Source organism: Aliiroseovarius sp. xm-d-517, from assembly GCF_013283135.1.
Lineage (GTDB): Bacteria > Pseudomonadota > Alphaproteobacteria > Rhodobacterales > Rhodobacteraceae > Aliiroseovarius > Aliiroseovarius crassostreae.
This window is the reverse complement of record NZ_WBXT01000001.1, coordinates 2,013,723-2,036,017: the sequence shown is the minus strand read 5'-3', so window position 1 is coordinate 2,036,017 and position 22,295 is coordinate 2,013,723. Positions and strand designations below refer to the sequence as shown.

Genomic DNA, 22,295 nt, shown 5'->3' with positions numbered 1-22,295 from the left:
GCATGGCAACAGCCCGAAACACCCGGAGCACATGGCGATCATCAGGGGGGCAAGCGACGTGTTTGCCCAACAGAGCTTGCGAACGCTCTAGGTTGCGAAAAAGGTTTTGGCAAATTCCGAGAAGTCCCGGATGATCTTGCGTTTGGGGGTAGTGTTGCCATGCGCAAGGGCAATCTGGTGAACTGGAAAACGCCCCTTGATTGGCCGCTTGAGAAGGGGGGTGCCATCATATGTGATGTCACTTGGAAGATCCGTGGCCAGCAATCCGATCCCAAACCCGTTGGCAACCATGGAACGTAACATCTCAATCGCCCCTGTTTCATGAGCAATCCGGACCGGGAATTTGTCATTTTGCAGGAGGGACAGGAAATATCCTCGGCTGTGGGGCAGGTTCATCAGGATGATCGGGTCCTGCGCAAGATCTCTGTTGCTCACAACACGCTGCTGTTCCAGCCTGTGCCCCTGTGGCAGCAGCGCGTAGGGTTCCGCAGATGTCAACGGCAGCACCGCAAAATCCGATGGCACGCCGAAATCATAGATCAGTGCAATATCAATCCGGCCCTCCCCCAGCCAATTGTACAGGGTTTGCAGATCCCCTTCCAGAAACCGGATTTCAACGGCTGGATGAGTCTCTTTGAATTTGCGCACCAGGTGCGGGGCATAGCGGGGGCCCAGGGTTGAAAAAACACCGAGGTTCAGGAATTCCGGGTTGCCCTCCTTTCCGCCAAGCACCCAGCGGGCCTGTCGTTCAAGCTCGTGCAACTGGGCAATTTTCCGTTGCCCAAACGGGGTGAGTTCCATTCCGCGCCCGATAATGCGCATGAAAATCTTTTGCCCAAACACTTCTTCGCAACGTGAAATGGCCAGCGAAATTGAGGGTTGTGACGTATTCAATGTGCGGCTGGCGGCCGCCGTGCTGCCGGTCTCAGCCACGGCGAGCAGGATTTCGATTTGCCGAAAGCTCAGTGGTATATTCATTTTGGTATACCCTTAATATTCATACTGTATTTCTAGTTATACCTTGTTGCGCATTATCCTCCAGTCAGAAATGAATGGAGGAACCATGTTCAAAGGTGAAGGAGACGTCGGGCGCCGACCGCTTGATGGGGTGCGTGTTCTGGATTTTTCCCGTGTTTTGGCGGGACCATATTGCACTGCCTTGTTGGCCGATCTTGGTGCGGAGGTGATCAAGGTAGAACCACCAGCAGGGGATGATTACCGTCATGTCGGGCCGTTCCGCGACGGTGAAAGCCTGTTGTTCCAATCCGTAAATCGCGGCAAGAAATCCATCGTACTGGACCTAAAAAGTGAGGCCGGAAAGCGGTCCGCGCTTGCACTGGTGGCCACCTGTGACGTGTTGTTGGAAAACTTTCGTCCCGGTGTCATGGAGCGGTTCGGGCTGGGCGCGCACAGCCTGTGTAAGGCCTTCCCGAAACTTGTGTATGTTTCCCTGTCCGGCTTTGGGCAAACTGGTCCGAACAACGCACGGCCAGCCTATGACATCATTATTCAGGCGATGAGCGGATTGATGGATGTCACCGGTGAGGAAAACGGACCGCCCATGATGGTTGGCGAAGCTCTGGGCGACGTGGCCGGAGGTCTGTTTGCAGCTTTTGGCACGATGGTTGCCCTGTTCGACCGCGAGCGCAGCGGACGGGGGCGGTTTGTAGATCTTTCCCTGTTCGACTCGCTGGTCAGCATGATGCCCATCGCGGCGTGCCGGGCACTGATTGCGGGTGAGAACCCGAAACGAACCGGCAACCGTCATGCGTTGTCAGCGCCATTCGGGACCTATCAGGCGCGTGACGGGCATTTTGCCGTTGCAGTCCTTAATGACCGTTTGTTTCAGCATTTCACCTCGGCCATCGGGCAACCTCAACTGGCAGAAGACCCGCGCTTTGTGTCCGATGTTCTGAGGCGAAAACACGAACCCGATCTTGCCGGGTATATCGAAAATTGGGCGGCTACTCTGGATGCTGACGCCGCTGTGGATTGTCTGACACAGGCGGGCATTCCGGCCGCTCCTCTTAGGTCCGTGAGGCAGGCTTGGTCCTCACCTCAGGTTGAGGCGCGGGCATTGGCTTCGCATGTCACCCATCCCACGCTCGGAACCTTGCTGGTTCCCGAGCAGCCCGTGCATTTCAACGATGTCCCACGTGGTGGCCGAGAGGCAGCGCCTGAATTGGGAGCGCATACTGACGACATCCTGAAAAACCTCAAAATTGGAGGCTCCAAATGAACGATCTGTTAAACAGTGAAGAACGCGCCGTTATCGATCAGATCGCGCGGTTCTCAGATGAAGTTCTGGCCCCCCGTGCGGCAGAGATTGATGCGAAAGGGCAGTTTGCCACTTTGCATCTTTCTGCAATGGCAGAGATGGGGATCATGGGAATGAACCTGCCTGAAGAGATGGGTGGGATTGGCCTTTCCGGACCTGCGCTTTACCATGCGGTAGAAGCAATTGCTGGGGCCTGCGGTTCAACGGCGTCCATGCTGACCGCACATTTTCTGGCAACAGATTCCCTTCTTCTGGGGGCGGATGATGCCCTTCAACAGAGGTTTCTTCCAGCCGCTGCAAGCGGGGAAATGCTTGGGGCTTTTGGATTGACCGAACCTCAGGCCGGGTCAAATCCGGCGGATATGCGAAGCTTTGCAACGCCAGAAGGGGAGGGCTATCGCCTGAAAGGATCCAAGTGTTTCATTTCGAATGCTGGTGAGGCTGACTTCATCGTGGTCTACGCCAAAACGGACCGTGAGGGTGGTGCGCGGGGTGTCAGCGCATTTATTGTCGAACCGAAAAACACCAAAGGGATTGAGATCGGAAAACATGAAGAAACCATGGGGTTGAGAGGGGGGCATGTCTTTCCGATCACCTTCGATTGCCATGTCCCGGCCGAAAACCGATTGGGGGCTGAAGGCACGGGTTTTCGCACCGCCATGAAGGTTCTGGATAACGGTCGGATCGAAGTGGCCGCGCAGGCCACAGGGATTGCGCGCGCTGCGCTGGATGCGGCAATAGCCTATGCTAGGGAGCGTGAAGTTGGTGGTCAGCCAATTGGCAATTTCCAGGGGCTGCAATGGATGCTCGCCGATAGTGCAACGGAACTGGCGGCGGCGCGGGCGCTTGGAATGCAGGCGGCGGCGAAGCGGGGAACGGGGCAGCGCTATTCATCTGAATCGGCCTTTGCCAAGCTTTACGCCAGCGAAGCAGCATGGCGCATTGCGGACCGCGCGCTGCAAATCCATGGTGGTTATGGCTACACAAAGGACTTTCCGCTTGAACGCTACCTGCGGGACCTTAGGATCTTTCGCATCTATGAAGGATCATCGGAAATTCAACGCACGATCATTGCCCGGGATTTGCTGAAGCCATCCTAAAACGCTTCAGGCATTGTGGCTTTCGAAACGCCCTCCGGCTGTGTCCGGGGGGCGTTTCTCGTGGTTAGAACGGACGCTCTCTAAAATGCGCCTCTGCCCTATTCGCGCAACAGAGCTTTGAAGATATCGGAGTGATCCAATTTGCCGATGATTTCATGCCCGTCTGAGACGAAACACTCTCCTGCATCGTTGAGCTGAGCACGCATCAGGTCTTTGACAGTCGTATCCGCGCGGTGCACCCGCGCATCCCCGGGCACCTCGCCTTTGACCGGCTGCATGATCTCGGCGGCATGCAGCACGTTGATGGGGTTCATATGCGCCACGAAGTTTTTCACGTAATCCGTGGCTGGTCGCAGCACGATTTCCTGCGGTGTCCCCAGCTGCACGATGCGCCCCCCTTCCATGATCGCAATTCGGCTGCCAAGTTTGATCGCTTCGTCCAGATCATGACTGACAAACAGGATGGTTCGGTTCAGATCAGCTTGCAGATCCAGAAGCTCGTTCTGCAATTCGTTGCGGATCAGCGGGTCCAGCGCGGAAAAGGGTTCGTCCATCAGCAACAGGGGGGCGTCGGTCGCAAATGCGCGCGCCAGGCCGACCCGTTGCTGCATGCCGCCTGAAAGCTCTGAGATCTTCGTGTTTGCCCATTGTCCAAGATGCACTTTCTCCAGCTGGGCCATAGCTTTCTGCAGGCGTTGTTCTTTCGGGACACCTGCTGCTTCCAGCCCGAATGCCGTGTTCTCCAGCACGCTGCGCCATGGCAGAAGCCCGAACTGTTGAAACACCATTGACACATCATGGCGGCGGATTTCGCGCAACTCCTCCGCAGAGACCTGAGAAAGATCCACCAACTGCCCGTTTCGTCGCAGCTGAACGGAGCCATGGGCAAGAGTGTTCAGGCGGTTGGAGGCCCGAAGAAGGGTGGATTTTCCGGAACCTGACAACCCCATCAGCACAACGATTTCGCCTTCCTGCACGTCGAACGAACAATCGTGAACTCCAAGGATCTGGCCGGTTTCCGCCCGTATCTCTTCCCGGGATTTGCCCGCATCCATAAGGGGAAGAGCGGTATGCGGGTTTTCGCCAAAGACAATGCTGGCGTTCTGGAACTTGATTACCGTGTCCATCATGTCAGTTTCTTTCCAGTTTCAGCATCCGGTCCAGGATGATGGCAATGATGACAATCGCGATGCCGACTTCAAAACCCTTTGCGATATTGACCTGGTTGAGTGCACGCAATGTCGGCACACCAAGCCCGCTGGCCCCGACAAGCGCAGCAATCACCACCATGGACAAGGACAGCATGATGGTCTGGGTCAGACCGGCAAGAATTTGTGGCTTGGCCCAGGGCAGTTTGACTTTCCACAGAACCGCCATTTTTGTCGCCCCGAACGCATCAGCCGTTTCAATCAGAGTATGCGGGGTGGATGATATGCCCAGATAGGTCAGCCGGATCGACGCGGGAACGGTGAAAACAATTGTTGCAACGAGTGCAGGCACCGCGCCAAGTCCGAACAGAACCAGCGCGGGGATCAGGTAGACAAAGGTTGGGATGGTTTGCATCAGGTCCAGAAGAGGCTGAAGAAAGCGATACAGCCAGGGCCGGTCGGCAGACAGGATGCCCAGCGGCACCCCAATCATCATCGACATGGTTGTGGCAGCCAACACCAGAGACAGGGTTTCGGTGGTCTCGATCCAATACCCTTGGTTGATGATCAGCAGTAGGCCGAACGCAGTAAATCCGGTCAGAACAAGCGATCGGTGCAGATACCAGGCCATGGCCGCCACCAATCCGATCAGCACAAAAGGATGGGGCCATTGCAAAAGCCAGAGTGTGGCGCCAACCATTGCGCCGATGACCTCGGACATGCTGTCAAAAAACCACGCCATGTTGGAGGTCAGCCAATCAACCAGAAATTTTGCCACCTTACCAATCGGGACTTTGTGGTCCTCAAGCCACTCCATGACAATCTCCAATCCTGTCTGCGTGTCGTGTGTCGGATTGCAACCAGACAAGGGTCGCTTCACACAGGTCCTTATCGAGAATGTGCCCCACATCCGGCAGCAACCTGAACGAAGCGCCCGGGATCAGATCTGCCGCTATTTTCCCCCGTTCAGGGGAAATGCACAGGTCCTTGGTCCCATGCGCAACCAGGGTGCGCGCCTGGATATGTGCCAGAAGATCCCGCCGGTCCGGTGTTGTCAGGACCGCCAGCGCATGACGGGCCGCCCCTCCACATGAGTAACCCTCCACCATGATCTCATCAATTTCGGCCCGCAGTTCAGGGCCATCCTCCAGCCGCCCTGCCCCATAGGCCAAGGCATCATCCAGCAGGTATTCCCTGACAATGTTTGGATCATCAGGTGTTGAAAATAGGCGGGCCATGCGCCGTTTGGCATCTGCGCTTCCGTCAACTTCGGCTGTGCCATCATTGCTGCTGAGTTGAACGAAATTCGTCACGCGGGAACCGGCAGCGGCAGCCACCAGTTGACCGATCATCCCCCCCATTGAGAACCCAACAAGGTCGAACCTGTCTATTTTCAATTTTTCCAACACGGCCAACACATCATCGCGCATGTCAAAAAGAGTGTAGGGTGACAGTTGTGATGCGGCTTCAATATCCTCTTGAAGCCAAATCCGTGCCGCCTCGGGCTCGCTGTCTGGGCCGCAATGAGGTGATTTGCCGGCATCCCGATTATCAATGCAAATCACGCGATGGGTTCTGGCAAGCTGACCAATGAAAGGCTTTGGCCATTCAACCGCCTGCATCCCCAGCCCCACAAGCAAGACAACCGGATGGGCGGCCGGATCCCCGGCCTCCCAATGATGCAGGTGAAGTGGGGCGTGCTGTGCCACTTGCGAATAGGCGTTCGTAGTGGGCATGGGTATCACTCAAGCCCCAGATGACTGCGTACCGCTGGCAGGCCGGGCTGGCCATCTTGCGTTTTCACCGCGCTGAGCCACGCAGTGAGCAGGTCGGGATATTTCCTGATCAGTCGGGTGGCCGCTTCATCAGGGTCTTCACCATCACTGATGATGAAATCCATGCCCTCGCTTTCCAGATCTACAGTAAAGCTGAGTTGTTTCAGGAGTTTGCCGACATTGGGGCATTCGTCGATATAGCCGGTTCGCACCTGTGTATGCACAGAGGCGGCGCCGAACTCCGGACCAAAATAGTCATCTCCACCAGTGAGGTACTCGATTTCAAACTCGACATTCATCGGATGTGGTGCCCAGCCAAGGAAGACCACCCAGTCGCCCCTTGAAACCGCGCGTCGGACTTGCGCAAGCATCCCCTGCTCGGAACTTTCGACCACGGTCCAGTCCCCGAGGCCAAAAGCGCCACTCTTGACGATGTCCATCATCTGCCCGTTTGATCCCGGCTCGATTCCATAGAACTGCTGGCCGAACTTCTCCGCATGATTGGCCAGGTCTGCGAAATCCCGCACACCTGCATCATGTACATATTTCGGCACGGCAAAGGTAAACTTGGCGCCTTGCAGGTTCTGGTGAACCGTGTCGATTTTTCCGCCTTCAGCATAGGGCGTGAAGTAGGTTGTCATGGCGGGATCCCAATATCCCAGAAACACATCGAGATCTTTGTTGACCATCGCTTCGTAGATCACGGTGGTGCCAAGAACACTTGTCTCTGTTTCGTATCCCAACCCTTCGAGAAGCACGGTCGCAACCCCTGTGGTGAGCGCGAGATCGGTCCAGCCCGGTTCCGCCATGCGTACTTTTTCACAAGAAGCCTGGGCCATGCCTGCCCCAGACAAGGCAAGTGCGATCGCTGATGAGCCTATCAGTAATTTCATTATTTTCCTCCCGGTATTAATATAGACTCATTGGTCTATTTTTATATCTGCTGGACTGTATTGACTTGCGAGTCAACAAAATATTTACTCACCGAAATCTCAGGAGAGGCGAATGAGGCAAAAGAAGCTGTGGCGGTTGAGGACAGAGGAATATTCGAAGGCCGCCTTCGAAGTTCTTGCGGATGTTGGACTTTCTGGGGCCACTGTTGAAAAGGTTGCCAATCACGCAGGTGTCTCGAAAACCAATGTTCTTCACTATTTTGGAAGCAAGAAACGGCTTCTGGAAATGGCGCTAAGGTTCGGAAATGCAGATCTTGCCCGTGAGGTCAGGTCACTTCTGATTCGCTCAAATACGCCATGGGAAAGAGTCTATTCGGTGATCGAAGCCAATTTTTCGCGGCAGTATTTCAACCCGAAGATCGCCCATGCATGGTTGTGTCTGGTGGCAGAAGTTCCACACCACCAGAGTTATCAGAGGATTCAAACGGCCATCCACAGCAGAATGCGGTCAAACCTGGTGCATGCTCTGGATCAATTGACCGATGCGGAAAGAGCTGAAGATATCGCATTGTCCATCTCGGCCATGATCGACGGGCTGTGGTTGCGCTGCGGCCTGCAGCAAGGTGGCATCGACCGCGAAACAGCCCTGGCGCAGATGGAAGTTCTGATGGCGTCCCTGTTTCCGGATTGCCCTGAGCGGCTCGAAGCTAAGCGGCGCATAAGTGAAATTCAGGCTATCCTGGCGGCGGGCTAACCGGCGAGTGATACGTGAATTGCGACCCTTGTTGTGGCCTGGGAAGGGGACACATGCAGGCAAGATGCCAGCAAAAAGAAAGCCTCAGGCGTTTCCGCCTAAGGCTTTGGTTTAAGTGGTGAGCCGTGAAGGATTCGAACCTTCGACCCACTGATTAAAAGTCAGTTGCTCTACCAACTGAGCTAACGGCCCACTCTGTGAGGGCGGGTTCTAGTGTTGTGTGCTGGGGGGGTCAACCCAAAAAACGCAGAAATTTTGCGTTCTCTGGCAAAAGTTCTTCGAAAGGTCTATATCGCGCCTCATGGAACATGTTTCGACACCTGAGAATCTGGGCTTCATGAAATGGCATGGGGCGGGAAATGACTTCGTGATGATTGATTCACGAGGGCGCGAAGCTGTTGTGACACGGGAGCTTGCGGCGAAACTGGGGGATCGCAACCGGGGGGTCGGGTTTGATCAACTGGCTGAGATTCGCAGCTCGGATGTGGCCGATATCGATCTGGATTTCTGGAACAGTGACGGATCGCGTGCCGGGGCCTGTGGCAATGCCACGCGCTGTGTGGCGCGTTACATGATGGATCAGACCGGCAAAACCGCGCTGACCATTCGAACCGCGCGCGGCGTGCTTGAGGCCCGCGAAGACGGGGATCAGGTGGCGGTGAATATGGGGCAGCCGCAAACCAGCTGGGCCGAGGTGCCGCTGGCACGTGACGTAGACACCGCGCATCTGCCGATTGAGGGCGATCCGGCGGCGATTGGCATGGGCAACCCCCATTGTGTGTTCTTCGTGGATGACGCCGATCTGGTGGATGTGGCGGGGGTTGGACCCGAGTTTGAAACCCACGACCTGTTTCCGGAACATACCAATGTGGAATTTGCCTCGGTCCGCGCCGAGGATGAGATCCGTATGCGGGTCTGGGAACGTGGCACCGGCATTACGCTTGCGTGCGGGTCCGGGGCCTGCGCCACTGCGGTTGCGGCGTATCAGCGGGGCCTGACCGGGCCCAAGGTGCGGATGGAGCTGGATGGGGGGTGGCTGACGCTGGACATTCGTGATGATGGCGTCTGGATGACCGGCCCCACGGCGTTTGTCTTTGCGGGGGAACTGACCCCTGCCTTTCTGAAAGACCTTTGACATGACTGCGAAACCGCCCGTCTTTGCGACCATGGGCTGTCGCTTGAACGCCTATGAAACCGAGGCCATGAAACGGCTTGCGGCAGACGCAGGCGTGGAAGGGGCTGTGGTGATCAATACCTGTGCGGTGACCGCGGAAGCGGTGCGCAAAGCACGGCAGGAGATCCGAAAACTGCGCCGCGACAACCCGGAGGCCAAGCTGATCGTGACCGGATGTGCGGCCCAGACCGAGCCTGAGACGTTTGCCGCCATGGGCGAGGTGGACGCGGTCATTGGCAACAGCGAAAAGATGTCGCCCGAAACCTGGGCCGGGCTGGCCCCGGACCTGATCGGCCAGACAGAGCGGGTGCAGGTCAATGACATCATGTCTGTCACCGAAACCGCAAGCCACCTGATCGACGGTTTCGGCACGCGGAGCCGCGCCTATGTTCAGGTGCAGAACGGTTGCGATCACCGCTGCACCTTCTGCATCATCCCCTATGGTCGGGGCAATTCACGCTCGGTGCCTGCGGGTGTGGTGGTTGATCAGATCAAGCGTCTTGTGGACAAGGGCTTCAATGAGGTTGTGCTGACCGGGGTGGACCTGACCAGCTGGGGTGACGACCTGCCTGCCAAGCCGCGTTTGGGGGATCTGGTGATGCGGATCCTGAAACTGGTGCCGGACCTGCCGCGCCTGCGGATCTCTTCGATCGATTCCATCGAGGCGGATGACAACCTGATGCAGGCGATCGCGACCGAGAAACGCCTGATGCCGCATCTGCATCTGTCGTTGCAGCACGGGGATGACCTGATTCTCAAACGGATGAAGCGCCGCCATTTGCGGGACGATGCCATCGCCTTCACCGAAGAGGCGCAGCGACTGCGTCCCGACATCACCTTTGGGGCGGACATTATCGCAGGCTTCCCGACCGAGACCGAGACCCATTTCGAGAACTCGTTGAAACTGATCAAGGAGTGCAGCCTGACCTGGCTGCATGTCTTCCCCTATTCGAAACGCGAAGGCACACCTGCGGCGAAAATCCCGGATCAGGTCAATGGCAATGTGATCAAGGAACGCGCGGCCCGTCTGCGGGCTGCTGGGGATGCGGCGGCAAAGGCCTACCTCGCGGCGCAGGTGGGGCAAACCCATAACATCCTTATGGAAAATCCGATCATGGGTCGGACAGAGCATTTTGCTGAAGTCACTTTCCGCAATCCTCAGGTCGAAGGGAAAATCGTGATCGCCCAGCCGACGAATTACCTAGACGGGCAACTGCTGGTCTGATTTTCTGTCACTGGTTGTAGTCAAATTATGATTCTGGTCACGAGGTCACAATGCATCCCAACTCAGCTTTTCGTCAGGTCGAAGACCTGATCAGTCTCGATTTTGCCCGTAAGCGCGGGTTTGGCGTGCTGGGGGTGAATGGCTCGGTCGGGCCGGTGATGGTACATCTGCCCTTCATTCTGAGCGATGACGGGCGCTATGCCGAGTTTCATCTGGTGCGCTCGAATGAAGTTGCGCGGCTGCTTGATCAGCCCATCCCGGCCACGCTGTCGGTGAGCGGCCCGGATGGCTATATCTCGCCTGATTGGTATGGGGTCGACGATCAGGTGCCGACCTGGAACTATGTCGCGGTGCATCTGCGCGGCCATGTTGAGGCCATGCCAGAGGAGGGTCTTGAAGATCTTCTGAACCGGCAAGTTGCTGCTTTTGAAGAAAGAATTGAAAGAAAACCGGCGTGGTCCATGGAGAAGATGGCGACTGAGACGCGTGCGCGCATGATGCGTCAGATCCGCCCCGCCCGCCTGCAGGTCGAGCGGCTGGAAAGCACGTTCAAACTGGGCCAGAACAAAGGGGATGCGGCCCGTCTCGCCGCCGCAGATCAGTTGGAAACCGGCTTGGGGCAGGACGTGCAATCCCTTGCCGATCTGATGCGCAACCTGCCCGGCTAAGTGGACTTTTCGCCCTTTATTTCCTATATTTGAACGCAAGTGGATCAGACCGGAGCTTCCCATGGCGTTGCCCCTTGCCCCGATTGCGGTTGTTGCCCTGCGTTACGGCGCTGTGGCCGTGGCCACCTATGCCGTTGCCCGTTCGGTTGAGCGGGGGCGCCGGGATCAACGCGCAGAGGATGCGCTGGATGATGTGCCGGAAGGGCTGACCTTGCGGCGCGGCCTGGGGCAGGAGCGGGGGCCGGATCGCGATCAGGTCAATGCCACCGGTCGCCTGCGCCGGGTGTTTCGCCTTGGGCAAAATGGTCCGGGTATTGAGATTGACGCGGTGTCGCTCACCCGGTTTCGCTTTCGTAAAGTTTAATCTTTGGCGTGGGGCGAGCCCCCGAAGTTTAAACTTTTCACCGTCCAAAATCGCAAACTTTAAAGTTATTGAAGGTATATCATGACTGGCCTGAAGCTGATTTCCTCCCCGCCCTCTCCCTTCGCGCGCAAAGCCAAGGTGCTGCTGATCGAAACCGGTCAGGAGGATGTCGAGGTGGTTGAGGTCATGTCCTCCCCAACCGCCCCCAACCCGGAACTGACCGCGGCCAATCCCCTGTCGAAAATCCCCGCGCTGGTGCGCCCCGATGGGTGCACGCTTTATGACAGCCGGGTGGTGACGCGGTTTCTGGATGCGCGGGTGCAGGGGGGGCTTTATCCGCAGACCCGCCTGTGGGAGGTGCTGACGCTTGAGGCCACCGGGGATGCGATCATGGATGCGGGGGTGCTGATGGTGTATGAGAACCGCTGCCGTCCGGAGGACATGCAATTCGGCGGCTGGCTGGATGCGCAATGGGGCAAGATCGACGGCGCGCTGGATGCGCTGAACACCCGCTGGATGAGCCATCTTGCCGGTCCGGTTGACATGGGCCAGATCGCGGTGGGCTGTGCGCTGGGCTATCTCGACTTCCGCCATGGTGACCGGGAATGGCGCAAGGGGCGTGACGCGCTGGATGACTGGTTTGCCGTCTTTTCTCAGCGTGAGAGTTTCCGGGCGACCAAACCGGTCTGAACCGGCCTCAGGCCTTTCGCAGGCTGCGAAAGGCAAACATCAGGATGGCCATCAGGAAGAACAGGCCAAAGAAATCGCCGATCAGATAGGCGAGGTAATCATGTGTCGTGCTGCCAAAGGCGAGGTTGGTGAGGCTTGCGGTGAGCACCGAGATCACCACCCCGGTCAGGACAATGCATCCCCAGCACGGCCGCGCCTCTTCTTTCGGGCGCAGATCCCAGCCCGCCAGACGAAAGGCGTGGAACACGGCGGCGGGCAGGATCACCGCGATCGCAAGGGCAAACAGGCGGCTGGGCGTGAACATGCCCGCCCCGGCCACCCCCCAGAAGGCAAGGATCACCCCCGGTGTCAGGGCAATGACCGATCGCCAGCCCAGGAGCCACGCAGACAGGACCCGCACCCCATGGGGCAGGAAGAGCAGGCTGGCATGGCTCTGAAACTCGGGGAAAAAGCTGTTCTGCACCGGCATCAGGAACTTGAAGGTCGCGCAAAACGCAAGCGTATAGGCCAGGCTGACCACAAAGGTTTCTTTTGCCAGAGATGAAAGACCGCTCAGGAACTGCAAGTCGGGCTGCTCCTATTCGGGGCTCTTGACTTCGTAATGCCCTTTGCCGACGGATTCGAGCTGGCGGAGGTAACCCTTATTTACCAGTGATTTGAGCGTCCGGAAAAAGGTCGGGCGTGAGATATTTGCAACGAGGCTGTGGGATTGCAGGTTGGTGGTTTTCACCCCGCGCTGGGTAAGCGACAGATCTGATGCCGCGTAGAACAGATCGCGCTCCGTGGCGGATAAATCCTGAATGCCTATGGCTTTTTCCATTTCGAGAAGCAGTTTTCGCAATTCGGCCAGTTTGGAAATTTCCGACATATCAAGCCATCCTGTTCAAATATCTTGTGGCAGCAGCCTGCCGTTCAATTGATAAGGTGCAACAGGATTAAGGTAGTCTCATGTTGACACTATGTGAAATTACCTTAATCTCTGTTGCTGTCGAGCCGCTATTTTGATTGTGAGTGGTGGCGGCTGGCGACAATTGACCAAAAAAAACATTTTCTCAGGCGCGGCATCAGTTTGGTGCCGCGTCATGTTGTTGATAATCGGTTTTGCGCTATCAGGCAATTCCTTCTTCGCATTTTGCAATCTCTGAGCGAGTAATCGCCACCCCAATCCAACTCAGAGGTAGGTGGTGTCAGCGCGCATCCCAAAGGACGTATCGGGATGGGCGACTCACGTGACGGATCGTCGCGTCCAACTTGAGCGATGTCATGGTGCAGGGGCCGGAAATTTTACAGAATCAGGGTAAATTTTTACATGTTCGCGCCAACAGTGCGCATTGGGTGCGGTTTCCGGGCGTCATTACCTTGAAAAGCCGTGCCTGCGCCCTAATGACTTCTGGACTGGCGCGCCATCCTTGGCTAAACAGCCGCGAAGCAGGCCGCATTTTTGCGGTCTCATGTCGTGTTGGTCGCACGAATTGCGGCCCAGCTAAGGAGATGCGCACGTGTCACACGCCGACGACCAAGGAGGAACCCGCCGGGATTTCCTTTACTACGCTACCGGTGGCGCCGCAGCCGTAACGGCCGGTGCAGCGGTTTGGCCCCTCGTCAACCAAATGAACCCCTCTGCCGATGTTCGGGCGCTGAGCTCGATCCGCGTCGATATTGCCGATGTGGCTGTTGGCAGCCAGATCACGGTGAAATGGCTGGGTAAGCCGGTCTTCATTCGTCGCCGCACGCAAGAAGAGATCGACGAAGCCCGCGCGGTTGCGCTGGGTGATCTGATCGACCCCTTGTCGGAGAACGCCAACAAGCCGGGCACCGATGCGGCCGATGAGAACCGCACCATGGACGAAGCTGGCGAATGGCTGGTGATGATGGGTGTGTGTACCCACCTTGGCTGTGTGCCTCTGGGTGATGGTGCTGGTGATTTCGGTGGCTGGTATTGCCCGTGCCACGGCTCGCATTACGACACGTCTGGCCGTATCCGCAAAGGACCGGCCCCTGAAAACCTTCCGGTTCCGCCCGCGGAATTCGTTGAAGAAACTGTTATCAAGCTCGGCTAAGGAGGCGTAAATGTCCGGTATTCCTCACGACCATTACGAACCCAAGTCGGGTTTCGAAAAATGGATGCACAAGCGCCTGCCGATCATCGGCCTGGCCTATGACACCCTGATGATCCCCACCCCCAAGAACCTGAACTGGTGGTGGATCTGGGGCATTGTTCTGACCTTCTGCCTTGTTCTGCAGATTGTCACCGGCATCATCCTGGTGATGCATTATACCCCGCATGTTGACCTGGCATTCGCCAGCGTTGAGCACATCATGCGCGACGTGAACGGCGGCTATATGCTGCGTTATATCCACGCCAACGGCGCGTCGCTGTTCTTCGTGGCCGTTTACATCCACATCTTCCGTGGCCTGTTCTATGGCTCCTACAAGGCGCCGCGCGAAATCACATGGATCATCGGTATGCTGATCTATCTGATGATGATGGGCACCGCGTTCATGGGCTACGTTCTGCCCTGGGGTCAGATGTCCTTCTGGGGCGCGACCGTGATCACCGGCCTGTTTGGTGCGATCCCGGTTGTGGGTGAGCCGATCCAGACGCTGCTTCTGGGTGGTCCGGCCGTGGACAACGCCACGCTGAACCGCTTCTTCTCGCTGCACTATCTGCTGCCCTTCGTGATTGCGGCCCTGGTTGGCCTGCACATCTGGGCGTTCCACAACACCGGCAACAACAACCCGACCGGCGTTGACGTGCGCACCGGGTCGAAAGAAGAAGCCGAAAAAGACACCCTGCCGTTCTGGCCCTATTTCGTGATCAAGGATCTCGTGGGTCTGGGCATGGTTCTGATCGTGTTCTTCATGATTGTTGGCTTCATGCCGAACTACCTCGGTCACCCCGACAACTATATCGAAGCGAACCCGCTGGTAACGCCCGCACATATTGTGCCGGAATGGTACTTCCTGCCGTTCTACGCAATCCTGCGTGCCTTCACCGCCGATGTATGGGCCGTGCAATTCGTCAGCTTCATCACCGGTGGCATCGTCGATGCGAAATTCTTCGGTGTGCTGGCCATGTTCGGCGCCATCGCCGTGATGGCCCTGGCCCCCTGGCTCGACACCTCGTCGGTCCGTTCGGGTCAGTATCGCCCGGCCTTCAAATGGTGGTATCGCCTGCTTCTGGTCGACTTCTTCGTCCTGATGTGGGTGGGTGCCCGTCCGACGGATCCGCCCTACGACTCGATCTCTTTGATCGCTTCCACCTATTGGTTCGCATACTTCCTGGTCATCCTGCCGCTTCTGGGCCTGTTCGAAAAACCGAGCACCCCGCCGGCGACCATCGAGGAAGATTTCAACGCCCATTATCCCGGCGCAGCCGAGTGAGAGGATCTAAAACCATGATCAAGAAACTCACAGCAACCGCTCTTCTGGTCTCGGGCCTTGCCCTGGGCCTGACCACCGGCGCGGCTCAGGCCGCCGGTGGGGGTGATCAGCATATCGAAGACGTGGCCTTCTCATTCGAAGGGCCGTTCGGCACCTATGACAAGGAACAGCTGCGTCGCGGTCTGAAAGTCTACACCGAGATCTGCTCGGCCTGTCACGGTCTGCGCTACGTGCCGCTGCGCACCTTGTCGGATCCCGGCGGGCCCGAGTATACCGAAGACGAAGTGCGCGCCTATGCCGCCGACAACTTCACCATCTATGACCCGGAACTGGAAGATGACCGCCCGCGCAAGCCGGCTGATTTCTTCCCGACCGTGTCGGGTGAAGGCATGGGGCCGGACCTCAGCCTGATGGCAAAAGCCCGCGCCGGTTTCCACGGTCCTGCAGGCACTGGTATCAACCAGTTCGTCAAAGGCATCGGTGGCCCGGAATATATCTACAGCTTCCTGACCGGCTTTACCGGTGAAGAACAGGAAGTGGCAGGCAACTTCCTCAATGGCAACACCGCCTTTGCCGGTGGCTGGACCTCGATGCCGCCGCAGCTGGAAGATGGTTCGGTCGAATTTGACGATGGTCACAACAACTCGGCCCATCATCTGGCCGAAGACGTGTCGGCCTTCCTGATGTGGGCTGCCGAGCCGAAGATGCATGACCGCAAACAGGTCGGGTTCATTTCCGTTCTGATGCTGGTTCTGCTGACCTCGCTGCTCTACCTGACCAACAAGAAACTCTGGGCCCCGCATAAGGGCAAGAAACTGGACCTGTAATCGCGGGGACCAGATGAGTTCAAAAGGGCGCCTTTCGGGGCGCCCTTTTTCATGCCGTGCCGGTTGATGGTGCGGACAGGTTACAGTCGAAACGCGTTAGGCTGACCAGTTGGCAATCACGTCAAACCCTTTGGGTGTCGGTGTGGTTTCCAGAAAATCCGAAAACTGCGCCCAGGCGGCCGCGACGGCTTCCGCATTGGCATTGGACGTCGCTTCGCTTTCAACAAGCGCCACGACATAGCCCGATCCATCCTCATTCATCACATTGATAAACTGCATCATCCCGGGCATCGCCAGGATCTTTGCTTTCATTGCGTTCAACGTTTCGGTCGCCGCAGCGCGGGATCCGGCTTTCATTTTATATTCAGTTACACGTGCAAACATCACTCCCTCCAATTCTTTTGAATTGCCCTTACGCAAACAGATCACGGGGCGTGAAAGGGATGATGATAGCACAAGCTGGCAAAACTGCCAAAACCGCCCGGTGTCAGTGGCCGAGATAGTCGCGCAGGGCTTCGGGGGGCTGGGCAAAGATCTCATCCGTGGCGACGGCGGGGTGGAGCTGCCCCTCTGCCACCAGCACCACCTGATCACAGATGGCGCGGGCATCCTGCGGGTCGTGGCTGACCATCAGAAGCGTCGCCCCGGTCTCATCCAGCAGCTCTTCCACCAGGGCAAGCATTTCGGATTTCAGCGCCGGACCAAGCGCGCCAAACGGTTCATCGAGCAAAAGCAGGGGTTGGTTGCGCAACAGCACGCGGGCAAGGGCCACACGCGCGATTTGCCCGCCGGAAAGCTGGGCGGGTTTGCGTCCGCCCAGGCCGCTCAGCCCGACCCGGTCCAGTGCCTGCTCAACCCGGCGCCGGTCTTCTGAGGAGAGTTTCAGGTCCGGGCGCAGACCCAGACCGACATTCTCGGCCACGCTCAGATGCGGAAACAGGTTATTGTCCTGAAACACCATGCTGATCGGGCGCTCCGAGGGGCGTGTGGGCAGTTTTGTGCCCTGCCAGGTGATCTGCCCGCTGGCGAGCGGCTGAAACCCTGCAAGGGCTGCAAGAAAGGTGGATTTGCCCGCACCCGACGGCCCCAATACGGCGGCGCGCGCCCCTTGGGGCAGGGTCAGGCTTCCGTGCAGCCCGAACCCGTCCATCGAGATTTTCATAGTGTCAACGATCAGCATCAACCCGGCCTCCGCGGTCGAATATCCAAAACAGCAGGAGCGACAGCCCCAACAGCAGCACCCCTGCGGCCGCCGCATCCGCCATGCGATAGGCCCCCATCAGCCGGTAAAGCTGCAAGGGCAGGGTCGCGTTATCCGGGGCGGCAAACATGGCGATCACGCCAAGATCCCCCATGGACAGCGCGGCGGCAAGCCCCAGCGCAAACCCGATTGGACGGCGCAGGCGCGGCAACCAGAGCAGCCTCAGCCGGGCCATGCCGGTCAGGCCCAACCCATCCGCAAGCGCCCCGTAATCGCGTTCGACACTGGCCAGCGCCGGGGTCAGAACGCGCAGGGCAAAAGGCAGGCTCATCGCGGCGTTCACCAGGGCGGTGACCGGCAGGGCGAGGTCGGAGGGGCGCAGGAACGGGAAGATCATGATGAACAGCCCGGTGCCGATCACCAGCGGTGACGCGGCAATGGTCAGGTAGCCGACCCCCTCAACCAGACGCGATCCGCGGCGCACGGCAAGGGCGGCGATGGGCAGGGCGATGAGAAGGGTGAGCGCGGCAGACCCCAGCGCGACCATGAGAGAGCGGGCTGCGGCCAGCCATACGCTTTGCGGCAGGGACCACAGGCCCGGCAGCCCATTTGCAAGGATCATGGACAGGGGCAGGATCAAAAACAGCGTCGCAAGCGTGATGGCCGCGATATCAAGCAGCTTCTGCCCCGCTCCGTCATCCCAGCGCAGGACCGCCCGATCGAGCCCTGTGCCGCTGTCATGGGGGATGGACACGCGAAACGCCACAAAGGCAGCGACCGCGCCAAGGGCAAACTGCACCAGTGCCAGTTTCGCCGCACGGCCCAGATCAAAGTCAAAGCGAAACGCTTCGTAGATCGCAAGCTCTACCGTGGTGGCTTTGGGGCCGCCGCCCAGCGCCAGCACCACGGCAAATGAGGTCAGGCAGATGAGGAAAATCACGAGGAAAGCCCCCGGCAGCACTTCGCGCAGCATCGGGCGTTCAAGCGTGCGAAAAATGTCCCGCGGCCCCATGCCAAGAGAGGCGGCAAGGCGGAACCGCTCGGCGGGGATCGCGAGCCAGCCCTGCAGGATCAGGCGGGTTGCCAGCGGCAGGTTGAAAAACACATGCGCAAGGATCACGCCATGGTAGCCATAAATAGAAACAGGCTCTAATCCAGCCCAAATCAGGGTTTGTGACAGGATGCCCTTGCGACCAAACACCGAGATCAGTCCCAAAACGGCCACCATCACCGGCAGGATGAACGGAGCGCCCAGAAGCGTGACAAGGGTTGCGCGGCCGGGAAAGCTGCGCCGTGCCAAGGCGCGGGCAACGGGGATGGCGAGGGTGACGGAAATGAGCGCAGAAAGCGCCGCCTGCCAGAGGGTGAAGCGGATGGCGGACCAGTCACGGGAGGCCAGCGCACTGCTGTCTTCGGCATACAGCGCCACGACGCCCAGCGTGCCAAGCGTCAGGCAAACCACCACCCCCAGAGCAATCAGCCCGAGGGTGGTGGTGCGATCTATGTGGCTTACTGCGCGGATACCGCCAGCCATTCTTCAAGGGCTGCGTCGCGCACCATTTCAGCTTTGTCCGCCGGGATCAGCAGCGATTTGGCCGGTTTGGCGAGCGTGTCAAACCCGTCGGGCAGGCCAGCTGCCGGGGTCACAGCCGGATACATCCAGTTGGTGGTCGGGATGATTGACTGGAACGCATCCGAGGCCACGAAGGCCAGGAATTTGTCGGCCAGCTCCGGCTGGTCCGTGCCGGCGATTTTGCCCGCCACTTCGACCTGCAGATAGTTGCCTTCGTCAAAAGCGGCGGCGGCTTTGCTGTCGTCTTCTTCCGCGATCAGGTGATAGGCGGGGGAGGTGGTGTAAGACAGCACCATGTCGGCCTCCCCTTCCAGGAACATGCCATAGGCTTCGGACCAGCCTTTGGTCACAGTCACGATCTGGTCGTTCAGGCCGGCCCACGCGTCGGGGGCCTTGTCGCCATAGACGTCTTTCACCCACATCAGAAGGCCCAGGCCGGGGGTCGAGCTGCGCGGATCCTGAATGACGATTTTCAGCTCGGACGCGGCCAGCTCGTCAAAGGATTTCGGCGGGTTGGTCACTTTGGCCTTGTCATAGACAAAGGCGAAATAGCCCCAGTCATAGGGGATGAAGGTGGTGTCGGTCCATTCCACCGGCACGGTCCAGTCCGCCGTGACGCCATGATCGGCGAAAAGCCCGGTGGCTTTTGCGGCGGCGGTCAGGTTGGTATCCAGCCCCAGCACCACGTCGGCTTCGGTGCGCGCACCTTCGAGTTTGAGGCGCGACAAGAGTTCGGCCCCGTCCCCCACGGCGACAAATTGCAGGTCACAGCCACACTCGGCCTCAAACGCTTTTTCCACCGCCGGGCCGGGGCCCCAGTCGGATGTGAAGCTGTCATAGGTATAGACGGTGAGGGTTTCAGCATGTGCAGCGCCAGCAATCAGCAATGCACCTGCGACAAGGGAAGTTCTTTTCATATCATCCTCCAATGGCGCCGGACGGGTCTGGGTGGGTTCGGATGGATGACCGACCTTCCCTCCGCCGGTCTTAACCGGTTCAGGTTCTACGGGTTTGCCGGTTGGCATCTCAGCTATGCAGGTCGCATCGCACCCCGAGGTGGCCCCTGAATGCCCGCAAATGGGGGGGATTGGCAAGGGGGCTGTGCATCTGCCATGGCCGGACCCTCAGGCTGTCGGGGCAGGCCCATTGAAAAATCTCGGTAAATTTCGTATGTCCTGTTTCAATCAAGGAGTAGGTCCAGTGATCATCTGACACGGCACAGCTGGAATTTCATTCAATCCACCCGGTGGGCGCCGGGGGGATCGTTGCAGATAGACTGAACACTCCGAGGATTTCATGACACGTTTAAACCAGAAGACATGCGTCGTAACCGGCGCAGGGCGCGGCATTGGGGCCGCCATTGCAACCGCCTTTGCCCGTGAAGGCGCGCGGGTGATTGTTACCGATATAAACCTGAAAGCTGCGCAGGAGGTGGCCGCGCAGATCGGTGCCATTGCCCGCCGCCTTGATGTGCGGGAGGAGGGCGATTGGACCCGCTTTGCGGATGAATTTCCGGCGATCGACGTGTTGGTGAACAATGCGGGCATCACCGGGTTTGAAGAAGGTCCCTGCGCCCATGACCCCGAGCACGCCACGCTTGCGGATTGGCACGCGGTGCATCGCACCAATCTGGACGGCACCTTTCTGGGCTGTCGTTATGCCATTGCGGCCATGCGCAGGAAGGGGGCCGGGGCGATCATCAACATCTCGTCCCGCTCAGGTCTGGTTGGCATCCCGGCCGCTGCCGCCTATGCGTCCTCCAAAGCGGCGGTGCGCAATCACAGCAAGACCGTGGCGCTATACTGTGCTGAACAGGGGCTGGCCATTCGCTGCAATTCCGTTCACCCGGCGGCGGTTCTGACCCCGATGTGGGAGCCGATGCTGGGTGATGGCCCGGACCGGGAGGCGCGGATGGCCGCCTTTGTCGCGGACACGCCGTTGCGGCGGTTCGGCATGCCGGAGGAGGTGGCGGCGGTCTGCGTCCTGCTCGCGTCAGATGAAGCGACCTACATGACCGGGAGCGAAATCAATCTGGATGGGGGCATGCTGGCGGGCAGCATCGCTGCTCCGGGGCGATCGGGGGAGTGAGCTCCTCATTCGGAAGTGTCGCCCCCGGTGCCCCCGTGCCCCCCCTTGACCTGCCCCGCATATTGCGCGATGTGAGCGGTAACATCCTGCATTATGGAGAGGGTCATGCCCGCCACCCAACGCTCCCCGCTTGGCGGGCTCGGATACGCTTTTGCCGGTTTTGCCGTCTTTGCCACCCATGACGCGGTGATCAAGGCGCTTGGGATGAGCTATTCCGTGTTCCAGATCATCTTTTTCGCCATGCTGTTTGCCTTTGTGCCGATGGCCATGGTGATGCTGGCGGATCGGCAGGTGGATAATTTTCGCCCCAATCATCCCTGGCTGATCCTGTTGCGGGCGCTGTCTTCGGTGATTGCCATGGCGTCGGCGTTTTATGCGTTTACCGTTCTGCCCCTGGCTGAGGTCTATGCGTTGCTGTTTGCCACGCCGCTGCTGATCACCGCCCTGTCCGCCCTGCTGCTGGGAGAGCCGGTGCGCCTGCAGCGCTGGGCGGCGGTTCTGGTGGGGCTTGTGGGGGTGATTGTGGTGCTCCGGCCTGGCGTGACCGAGATATCCACCGGTCACATTGCAGCTTTGACCGCAGCCTGCATGTCGGCGCTGGGGTCGATCATCATGCGCCGGATCGGCGGGCAGGAGCGCACGGCGGTGATGATCCTTTACCCGATGCTGTCCTCAATCCTGTTCATGGGGGCGGCCCTGCCCTTTGTCTATGTCCCGATGGGGCTGTCCGATCTCGGGCTGTCGGCGTCGGTGGGGCTGATGTCGGTCGTTGCGCAATTCTGTCTGATTGCGGCCTATCGTGCGGCCCCTGCCGCAGTGGTGGCGCCGACGCAATACAGCCAGATCCTCTGGGCGACGGTGTTCGGCGCGGTCTTTTTTGCCGAGTTCCCGGATATCTGGGTCGGGGTTGGCGCAAGCATCGTGATCGGCTCGGGGGTGTTCATTGTCTGGCGTGAAAGCCGGCCAAAAGTGTCAGCCCGCAATCCGATCCTGCGCAATCCGAATATGCGCTATGATGCCGGGGTCAGCCCGAAGCCCAAACACCGCCGGCCAAAGGCGGAGGGGGAATAGGGGCGCTGCCCCTCGCCGCTGGGCGGCTCACCCCGGGATATTTGCAGCAAGAGGAAGAGGGCGCCGCTTTTTGCAACAGGCA

24 protein-coding genes, 1 tRNA gene and 1 riboswitch are annotated in these 22,295 nt (G+C 58.7%); of the genes, 13 read left to right on the top strand and 12 right to left on the bottom strand.

Going from position 1 to position 22,295, the window contains the following annotated elements:
* Positions 1–87 precede the first annotated feature (87 nt).
* Positions 88–978, bottom strand: coding sequence for a LysR family transcriptional regulator (locus tag XMD517_RS09855; RefSeq protein ID WP_173487892.1), 891 nt, complete (start codon positions 976–978; stop codon positions 88–90).
* A gap of 85 nt (positions 979–1,063) precedes the next feature.
* Between XMD517_RS09855 and XMD517_RS09850 the strand changes: the two genes are divergently transcribed.
* The gene (locus tag XMD517_RS09850; RefSeq protein WP_173487893.1) at positions 1,064–2,239 is read left to right on the top strand and encodes a CaiB/BaiF CoA-transferase family protein; all 1,176 of its coding nucleotides are present in this window, start codon (positions 1,064–1,066) and stop codon (positions 2,237–2,239) included.
* Positions 2,236–3,378, top strand: a complete 1,143-nt coding sequence (locus XMD517_RS09845) for an acyl-CoA dehydrogenase family protein (protein WP_173487894.1) — start codon at positions 2,236–2,238, stop codon at positions 3,376–3,378. Before XMD517_RS09850 ends, XMD517_RS09845 begins: the two co-directional genes overlap by 4 nt.
* 98 nt (positions 3,379–3,476) lie before the next feature.
* Here the strand turns inward: XMD517_RS09845 and choV are convergent, their stop codons facing one another.
* Genes choV through choX form a run of 4 tightly spaced genes read right to left on the bottom strand, consistent with a single transcriptional unit; the run spans position 3,477 to position 7,194 of the window.
* Positions 3,477–4,508 (bottom strand): choline ABC transporter ATP-binding protein, encoded by a 1,032-nt coding sequence (gene choV / locus XMD517_RS09840; protein WP_217360558.1) that lies wholly within the window; start codon positions 4,506–4,508, stop codon positions 3,477–3,479.
* A 1-nt stretch (position 4,509) separates the two neighbouring features.
* On the bottom strand, positions 4,510–5,343 hold the full coding sequence (gene choW, locus XMD517_RS09835) for a choline ABC transporter permease subunit (protein ID WP_173487895.1): 834 nt from the start codon (positions 5,341–5,343) through the stop codon (positions 4,510–4,512).
* Entirely contained in the window at positions 5,330–6,262 is a 933-nt protein-coding gene (locus XMD517_RS09830; protein WP_173487896.1) for an alpha/beta fold hydrolase, read from the bottom strand. Before XMD517_RS09830 ends, choW begins: the two co-directional genes overlap by 14 nt.
* A 5-nt stretch (positions 6,263–6,267) precedes the next feature.
* Positions 6,268–7,194, bottom strand: a complete 927-nt coding sequence (choX, locus tag XMD517_RS09825) for a choline ABC transporter substrate-binding protein (RefSeq protein WP_173487897.1) — start codon at positions 7,192–7,194, stop codon at positions 6,268–6,270.
* Between the two features lie 112 nt (positions 7,195–7,306).
* Here choX and betI point away from each other — a divergent pair, with 112 nt between their 5' ends.
* Positions 7,307–7,948 (top strand): transcriptional regulator BetI, encoded by a 642-nt coding sequence (gene betI / locus XMD517_RS09820; protein ID WP_173487898.1) that lies wholly within the window; start codon positions 7,307–7,309, stop codon positions 7,946–7,948.
* Between the two features lie 116 nt (positions 7,949–8,064).
* On the opposite strand, the gene XMD517_RS09815 is transcribed toward betI, so the two are convergent.
* Positions 8,065–8,140, bottom strand: a tRNA-Lys gene (locus XMD517_RS09815).
* A 109-nt stretch (positions 8,141–8,249) separates the two neighbouring features.
* Here XMD517_RS09815 and dapF point away from each other — a divergent pair.
* The 5 genes from dapF to XMD517_RS09790 all read left to right on the top strand — a co-directional run bounded on the left by dapF (position 8,250) and on the right by XMD517_RS09790 (position 12,069).
* The gene (gene dapF / locus XMD517_RS09810; RefSeq protein WP_173486124.1) at positions 8,250–9,083 is read left to right on the top strand and encodes a diaminopimelate epimerase; all 834 of its coding nucleotides are present in this window, start codon (positions 8,250–8,252) and stop codon (positions 9,081–9,083) included.
* Between the two features lies 1 nt (position 9,084).
* On the top strand, positions 9,085–10,347 hold the full coding sequence (gene mtaB, locus XMD517_RS09805; protein ID WP_173486123.1) for a tRNA (N(6)-L-threonylcarbamoyladenosine(37)-C(2))-methylthiotransferase MtaB: 1,263 nt from the start codon (positions 9,085–9,087) through the stop codon (positions 10,345–10,347).
* 50 nt (positions 10,348–10,397) lie between these two features.
* Entirely contained in the window at positions 10,398–11,015 is a 618-nt protein-coding gene (locus tag XMD517_RS09800; RefSeq protein WP_173486122.1) for an FMN-binding negative transcriptional regulator, read from the top strand.
* A gap of 61 nt (positions 11,016–11,076) precedes the next feature.
* Positions 11,077–11,379, top strand: coding sequence for a hypothetical protein (locus tag XMD517_RS09795; RefSeq protein WP_173486121.1), 303 nt, complete (start codon positions 11,077–11,079; stop codon positions 11,377–11,379).
* 81 nt (positions 11,380–11,460) lie between these two features.
* Positions 11,461–12,069 carry a glutathione S-transferase family protein gene (locus XMD517_RS09790; RefSeq protein ID WP_371732373.1) on the top strand — a complete coding sequence of 203 codons (609 nt, stop codon included), beginning with the start codon at positions 11,461–11,463 and terminating at the stop codon, positions 12,067–12,069.
* Positions 12,070–12,076: 7 nt separating this feature from the next.
* On the opposite strand, the gene XMD517_RS09785 is transcribed toward XMD517_RS09790, so the two are convergent.
* Positions 12,077–12,634, bottom strand: coding sequence for a hypothetical protein (locus XMD517_RS09785; protein WP_254449659.1), 558 nt, complete (start codon positions 12,632–12,634; stop codon positions 12,077–12,079).
* A gap of 12 nt (positions 12,635–12,646) precedes the next feature.
* A complete protein-coding gene (locus XMD517_RS09780; RefSeq protein ID WP_173486120.1) occupies positions 12,647–12,937 on the bottom strand; it encodes a hypothetical protein in 291 nt (96 codons plus the stop codon).
* A gap of 631 nt (positions 12,938–13,568) precedes the next feature.
* On the opposite strand from XMD517_RS09780, the gene petA reads away from it, so the two are divergent.
* The 3 genes from petA to XMD517_RS09765 are packed head-to-tail and all read left to right on the top strand — an operon-like array spanning position 13,569 to position 16,280.
* Complete coding sequence (petA, locus tag XMD517_RS09775) at positions 13,569–14,129, top strand: ubiquinol-cytochrome c reductase iron-sulfur subunit (protein ID WP_173486119.1); 561 nt, start codon at positions 13,569–13,571, stop codon at positions 14,127–14,129.
* A gap of 10 nt (positions 14,130–14,139) precedes the next feature.
* Positions 14,140–15,453: a cytochrome b gene (gene petB / locus XMD517_RS09770; protein ID WP_173486118.1), complete on the top strand. Its 1,314-nt coding sequence runs from the start codon at positions 14,140–14,142 to the stop codon at positions 15,451–15,453.
* A 14-nt stretch (positions 15,454–15,467) separates the two neighbouring features.
* Positions 15,468–16,280 (top strand): cytochrome c1, encoded by an 813-nt coding sequence (locus tag XMD517_RS09765; protein ID WP_173486117.1) that lies wholly within the window; start codon positions 15,468–15,470, stop codon positions 16,278–16,280.
* A 96-nt stretch (positions 16,281–16,376) separates the two neighbouring features.
* Here the strand turns inward: XMD517_RS09765 and XMD517_RS09760 are convergent, their stop codons facing one another.
* The 4 genes from XMD517_RS09760 to thiB form a co-directional block, all read right to left on the bottom strand.
* Entirely contained in the window at positions 16,377–16,664 is a 288-nt protein-coding gene (locus tag XMD517_RS09760) for a hypothetical protein (protein WP_173486116.1), read from the bottom strand.
* Positions 16,665–16,767: 103 nt separating this feature from the next.
* Positions 16,768–17,460, bottom strand: a complete 693-nt coding sequence (locus tag XMD517_RS09755) for an ATP-binding cassette domain-containing protein (protein WP_173486115.1) — start codon at positions 17,458–17,460, stop codon at positions 16,768–16,770.
* On the bottom strand, positions 17,447–19,015 hold the full coding sequence (locus XMD517_RS09750; protein WP_173486114.1) for a thiamine/thiamine pyrophosphate ABC transporter permease ThiP: 1,569 nt from the start codon (positions 19,013–19,015) through the stop codon (positions 17,447–17,449). Before XMD517_RS09750 ends, XMD517_RS09755 begins: the two co-directional genes overlap by 14 nt.
* Positions 18,991–19,971 (bottom strand): thiamine ABC transporter substrate binding subunit, encoded by a 981-nt coding sequence (thiB, locus tag XMD517_RS09745; RefSeq protein ID WP_173486113.1) that lies wholly within the window; start codon positions 19,969–19,971, stop codon positions 18,991–18,993. The genes XMD517_RS09750 and thiB overlap by 25 nt, the downstream gene beginning before the upstream one ends.
* 39 nt (positions 19,972–20,010) lie before the next feature.
* A riboswitch (TPP riboswitch) is annotated at positions 20,011–20,118 on the bottom strand.
* 232 nt (positions 20,119–20,350) lie between these two features.
* Between thiB and XMD517_RS09740 the strand changes: the two genes are divergently transcribed.
* Together XMD517_RS09740 and XMD517_RS09735 are read left to right on the top strand one after the other, a co-directional pair.
* Positions 20,351–21,142: an SDR family NAD(P)-dependent oxidoreductase gene (locus XMD517_RS09740; RefSeq protein ID WP_173486112.1), complete on the top strand. Its 792-nt coding sequence runs from the start codon at positions 20,351–20,353 to the stop codon at positions 21,140–21,142.
* A gap of 105 nt (positions 21,143–21,247) precedes the next feature.
* Entirely contained in the window at positions 21,248–22,213 is a 966-nt protein-coding gene (locus tag XMD517_RS09735; protein WP_173486111.1) for a DMT family transporter, read from the top strand.
* The last annotated feature ends 82 nt before the right edge of the window (positions 22,214–22,295 follow it).

Excerpts from the sequence above, each read along its gene's own strand:
- XMD517_RS09750 (WP_173486114.1), bottom strand. The coding sequence starts at position 19,015 with ATGGCTGGCGGTATCCGCGCAGTAAGCCACATAGATCGCACCACCACC.
- XMD517_RS09740 (WP_173486112.1), top strand. The coding sequence starts at position 20,351 with ATGACACGTTTAAACCAGAAGACATGCGTCGTAACCGGCGCAGGGCGC.
- thiB (WP_173486113.1), bottom strand. The coding sequence starts at position 19,971 with ATGAAAAGAACTTCCCTTGTCGCAGGTGCATTGCTGATTGCTGGCGCT.
- XMD517_RS09765 (WP_173486117.1), top strand. The coding sequence starts at position 15,468 with ATGATCAAGAAACTCACAGCAACCGCTCTTCTGGTCTCGGGCCTTGCC.
- petB (WP_173486118.1), top strand. The coding sequence starts at position 14,140 with ATGTCCGGTATTCCTCACGACCATTACGAACCCAAGTCGGGTTTCGAA.
- XMD517_RS09855 (WP_173487892.1), bottom strand. The coding sequence starts at position 978 with ATGAATATACCACTGAGCTTTCGGCAAATCGAAATCCTGCTCGCCGTG.
- betI (WP_173487898.1), top strand. The coding sequence starts at position 7,307 with ATGAGGCAAAAGAAGCTGTGGCGGTTGAGGACAGAGGAATATTCGAAG.
- choW (WP_173487895.1), bottom strand. The coding sequence starts at position 5,343 with ATGGAGTGGCTTGAGGACCACAAAGTCCCGATTGGTAAGGTGGCAAAA.
- choX (WP_173487897.1), bottom strand. The coding sequence starts at position 7,194 with ATGAAATTACTGATAGGCTCATCAGCGATCGCACTTGCCTTGTCTGGG.
- XMD517_RS09795 (WP_173486121.1), top strand. The coding sequence starts at position 11,077 with ATGGCGTTGCCCCTTGCCCCGATTGCGGTTGTTGCCCTGCGTTACGGC.
- XMD517_RS09845 (WP_173487894.1), top strand. The coding sequence starts at position 2,236 with ATGAACGATCTGTTAAACAGTGAAGAACGCGCCGTTATCGATCAGATC.
- XMD517_RS09755 (WP_173486115.1), bottom strand. The coding sequence starts at position 17,460 with ATGCTGATCGTTGACACTATGAAAATCTCGATGGACGGGTTCGGGCTG.
- dapF (WP_173486124.1), top strand. The coding sequence starts at position 8,250 with ATGGAACATGTTTCGACACCTGAGAATCTGGGCTTCATGAAATGGCAT.
- XMD517_RS09790 (WP_371732373.1), top strand. The coding sequence starts at position 11,461 with ATGACTGGCCTGAAGCTGATTTCCTCCCCGCCCTCTCCCTTCGCGCGC.
- XMD517_RS09760 (WP_173486116.1), bottom strand. The coding sequence starts at position 16,664 with ATGTTTGCACGTGTAACTGAATATAAAATGAAAGCCGGATCCCGCGCT.
- XMD517_RS09830 (WP_173487896.1), bottom strand. The coding sequence starts at position 6,262 with ATGCCCACTACGAACGCCTATTCGCAAGTGGCACAGCACGCCCCACTT.
- choV (WP_217360558.1), bottom strand. The coding sequence starts at position 4,508 with ATGATGGACACGGTAATCAAGTTCCAGAACGCCAGCATTGTCTTTGGC.
- XMD517_RS09735 (WP_173486111.1), top strand. The coding sequence starts at position 21,248 with ATGCCCGCCACCCAACGCTCCCCGCTTGGCGGGCTCGGATACGCTTTT.
- XMD517_RS09800 (WP_173486122.1), top strand. The coding sequence starts at position 10,398 with ATGCATCCCAACTCAGCTTTTCGTCAGGTCGAAGACCTGATCAGTCTC.
- mtaB (WP_173486123.1), top strand. The coding sequence starts at position 9,085 with ATGACTGCGAAACCGCCCGTCTTTGCGACCATGGGCTGTCGCTTGAAC.
- XMD517_RS09780 (WP_173486120.1), bottom strand. The coding sequence starts at position 12,937 with ATGTCGGAAATTTCCAAACTGGCCGAATTGCGAAAACTGCTTCTCGAA.
- XMD517_RS09850 (WP_173487893.1), top strand. The coding sequence starts at position 1,064 with ATGTTCAAAGGTGAAGGAGACGTCGGGCGCCGACCGCTTGATGGGGTG.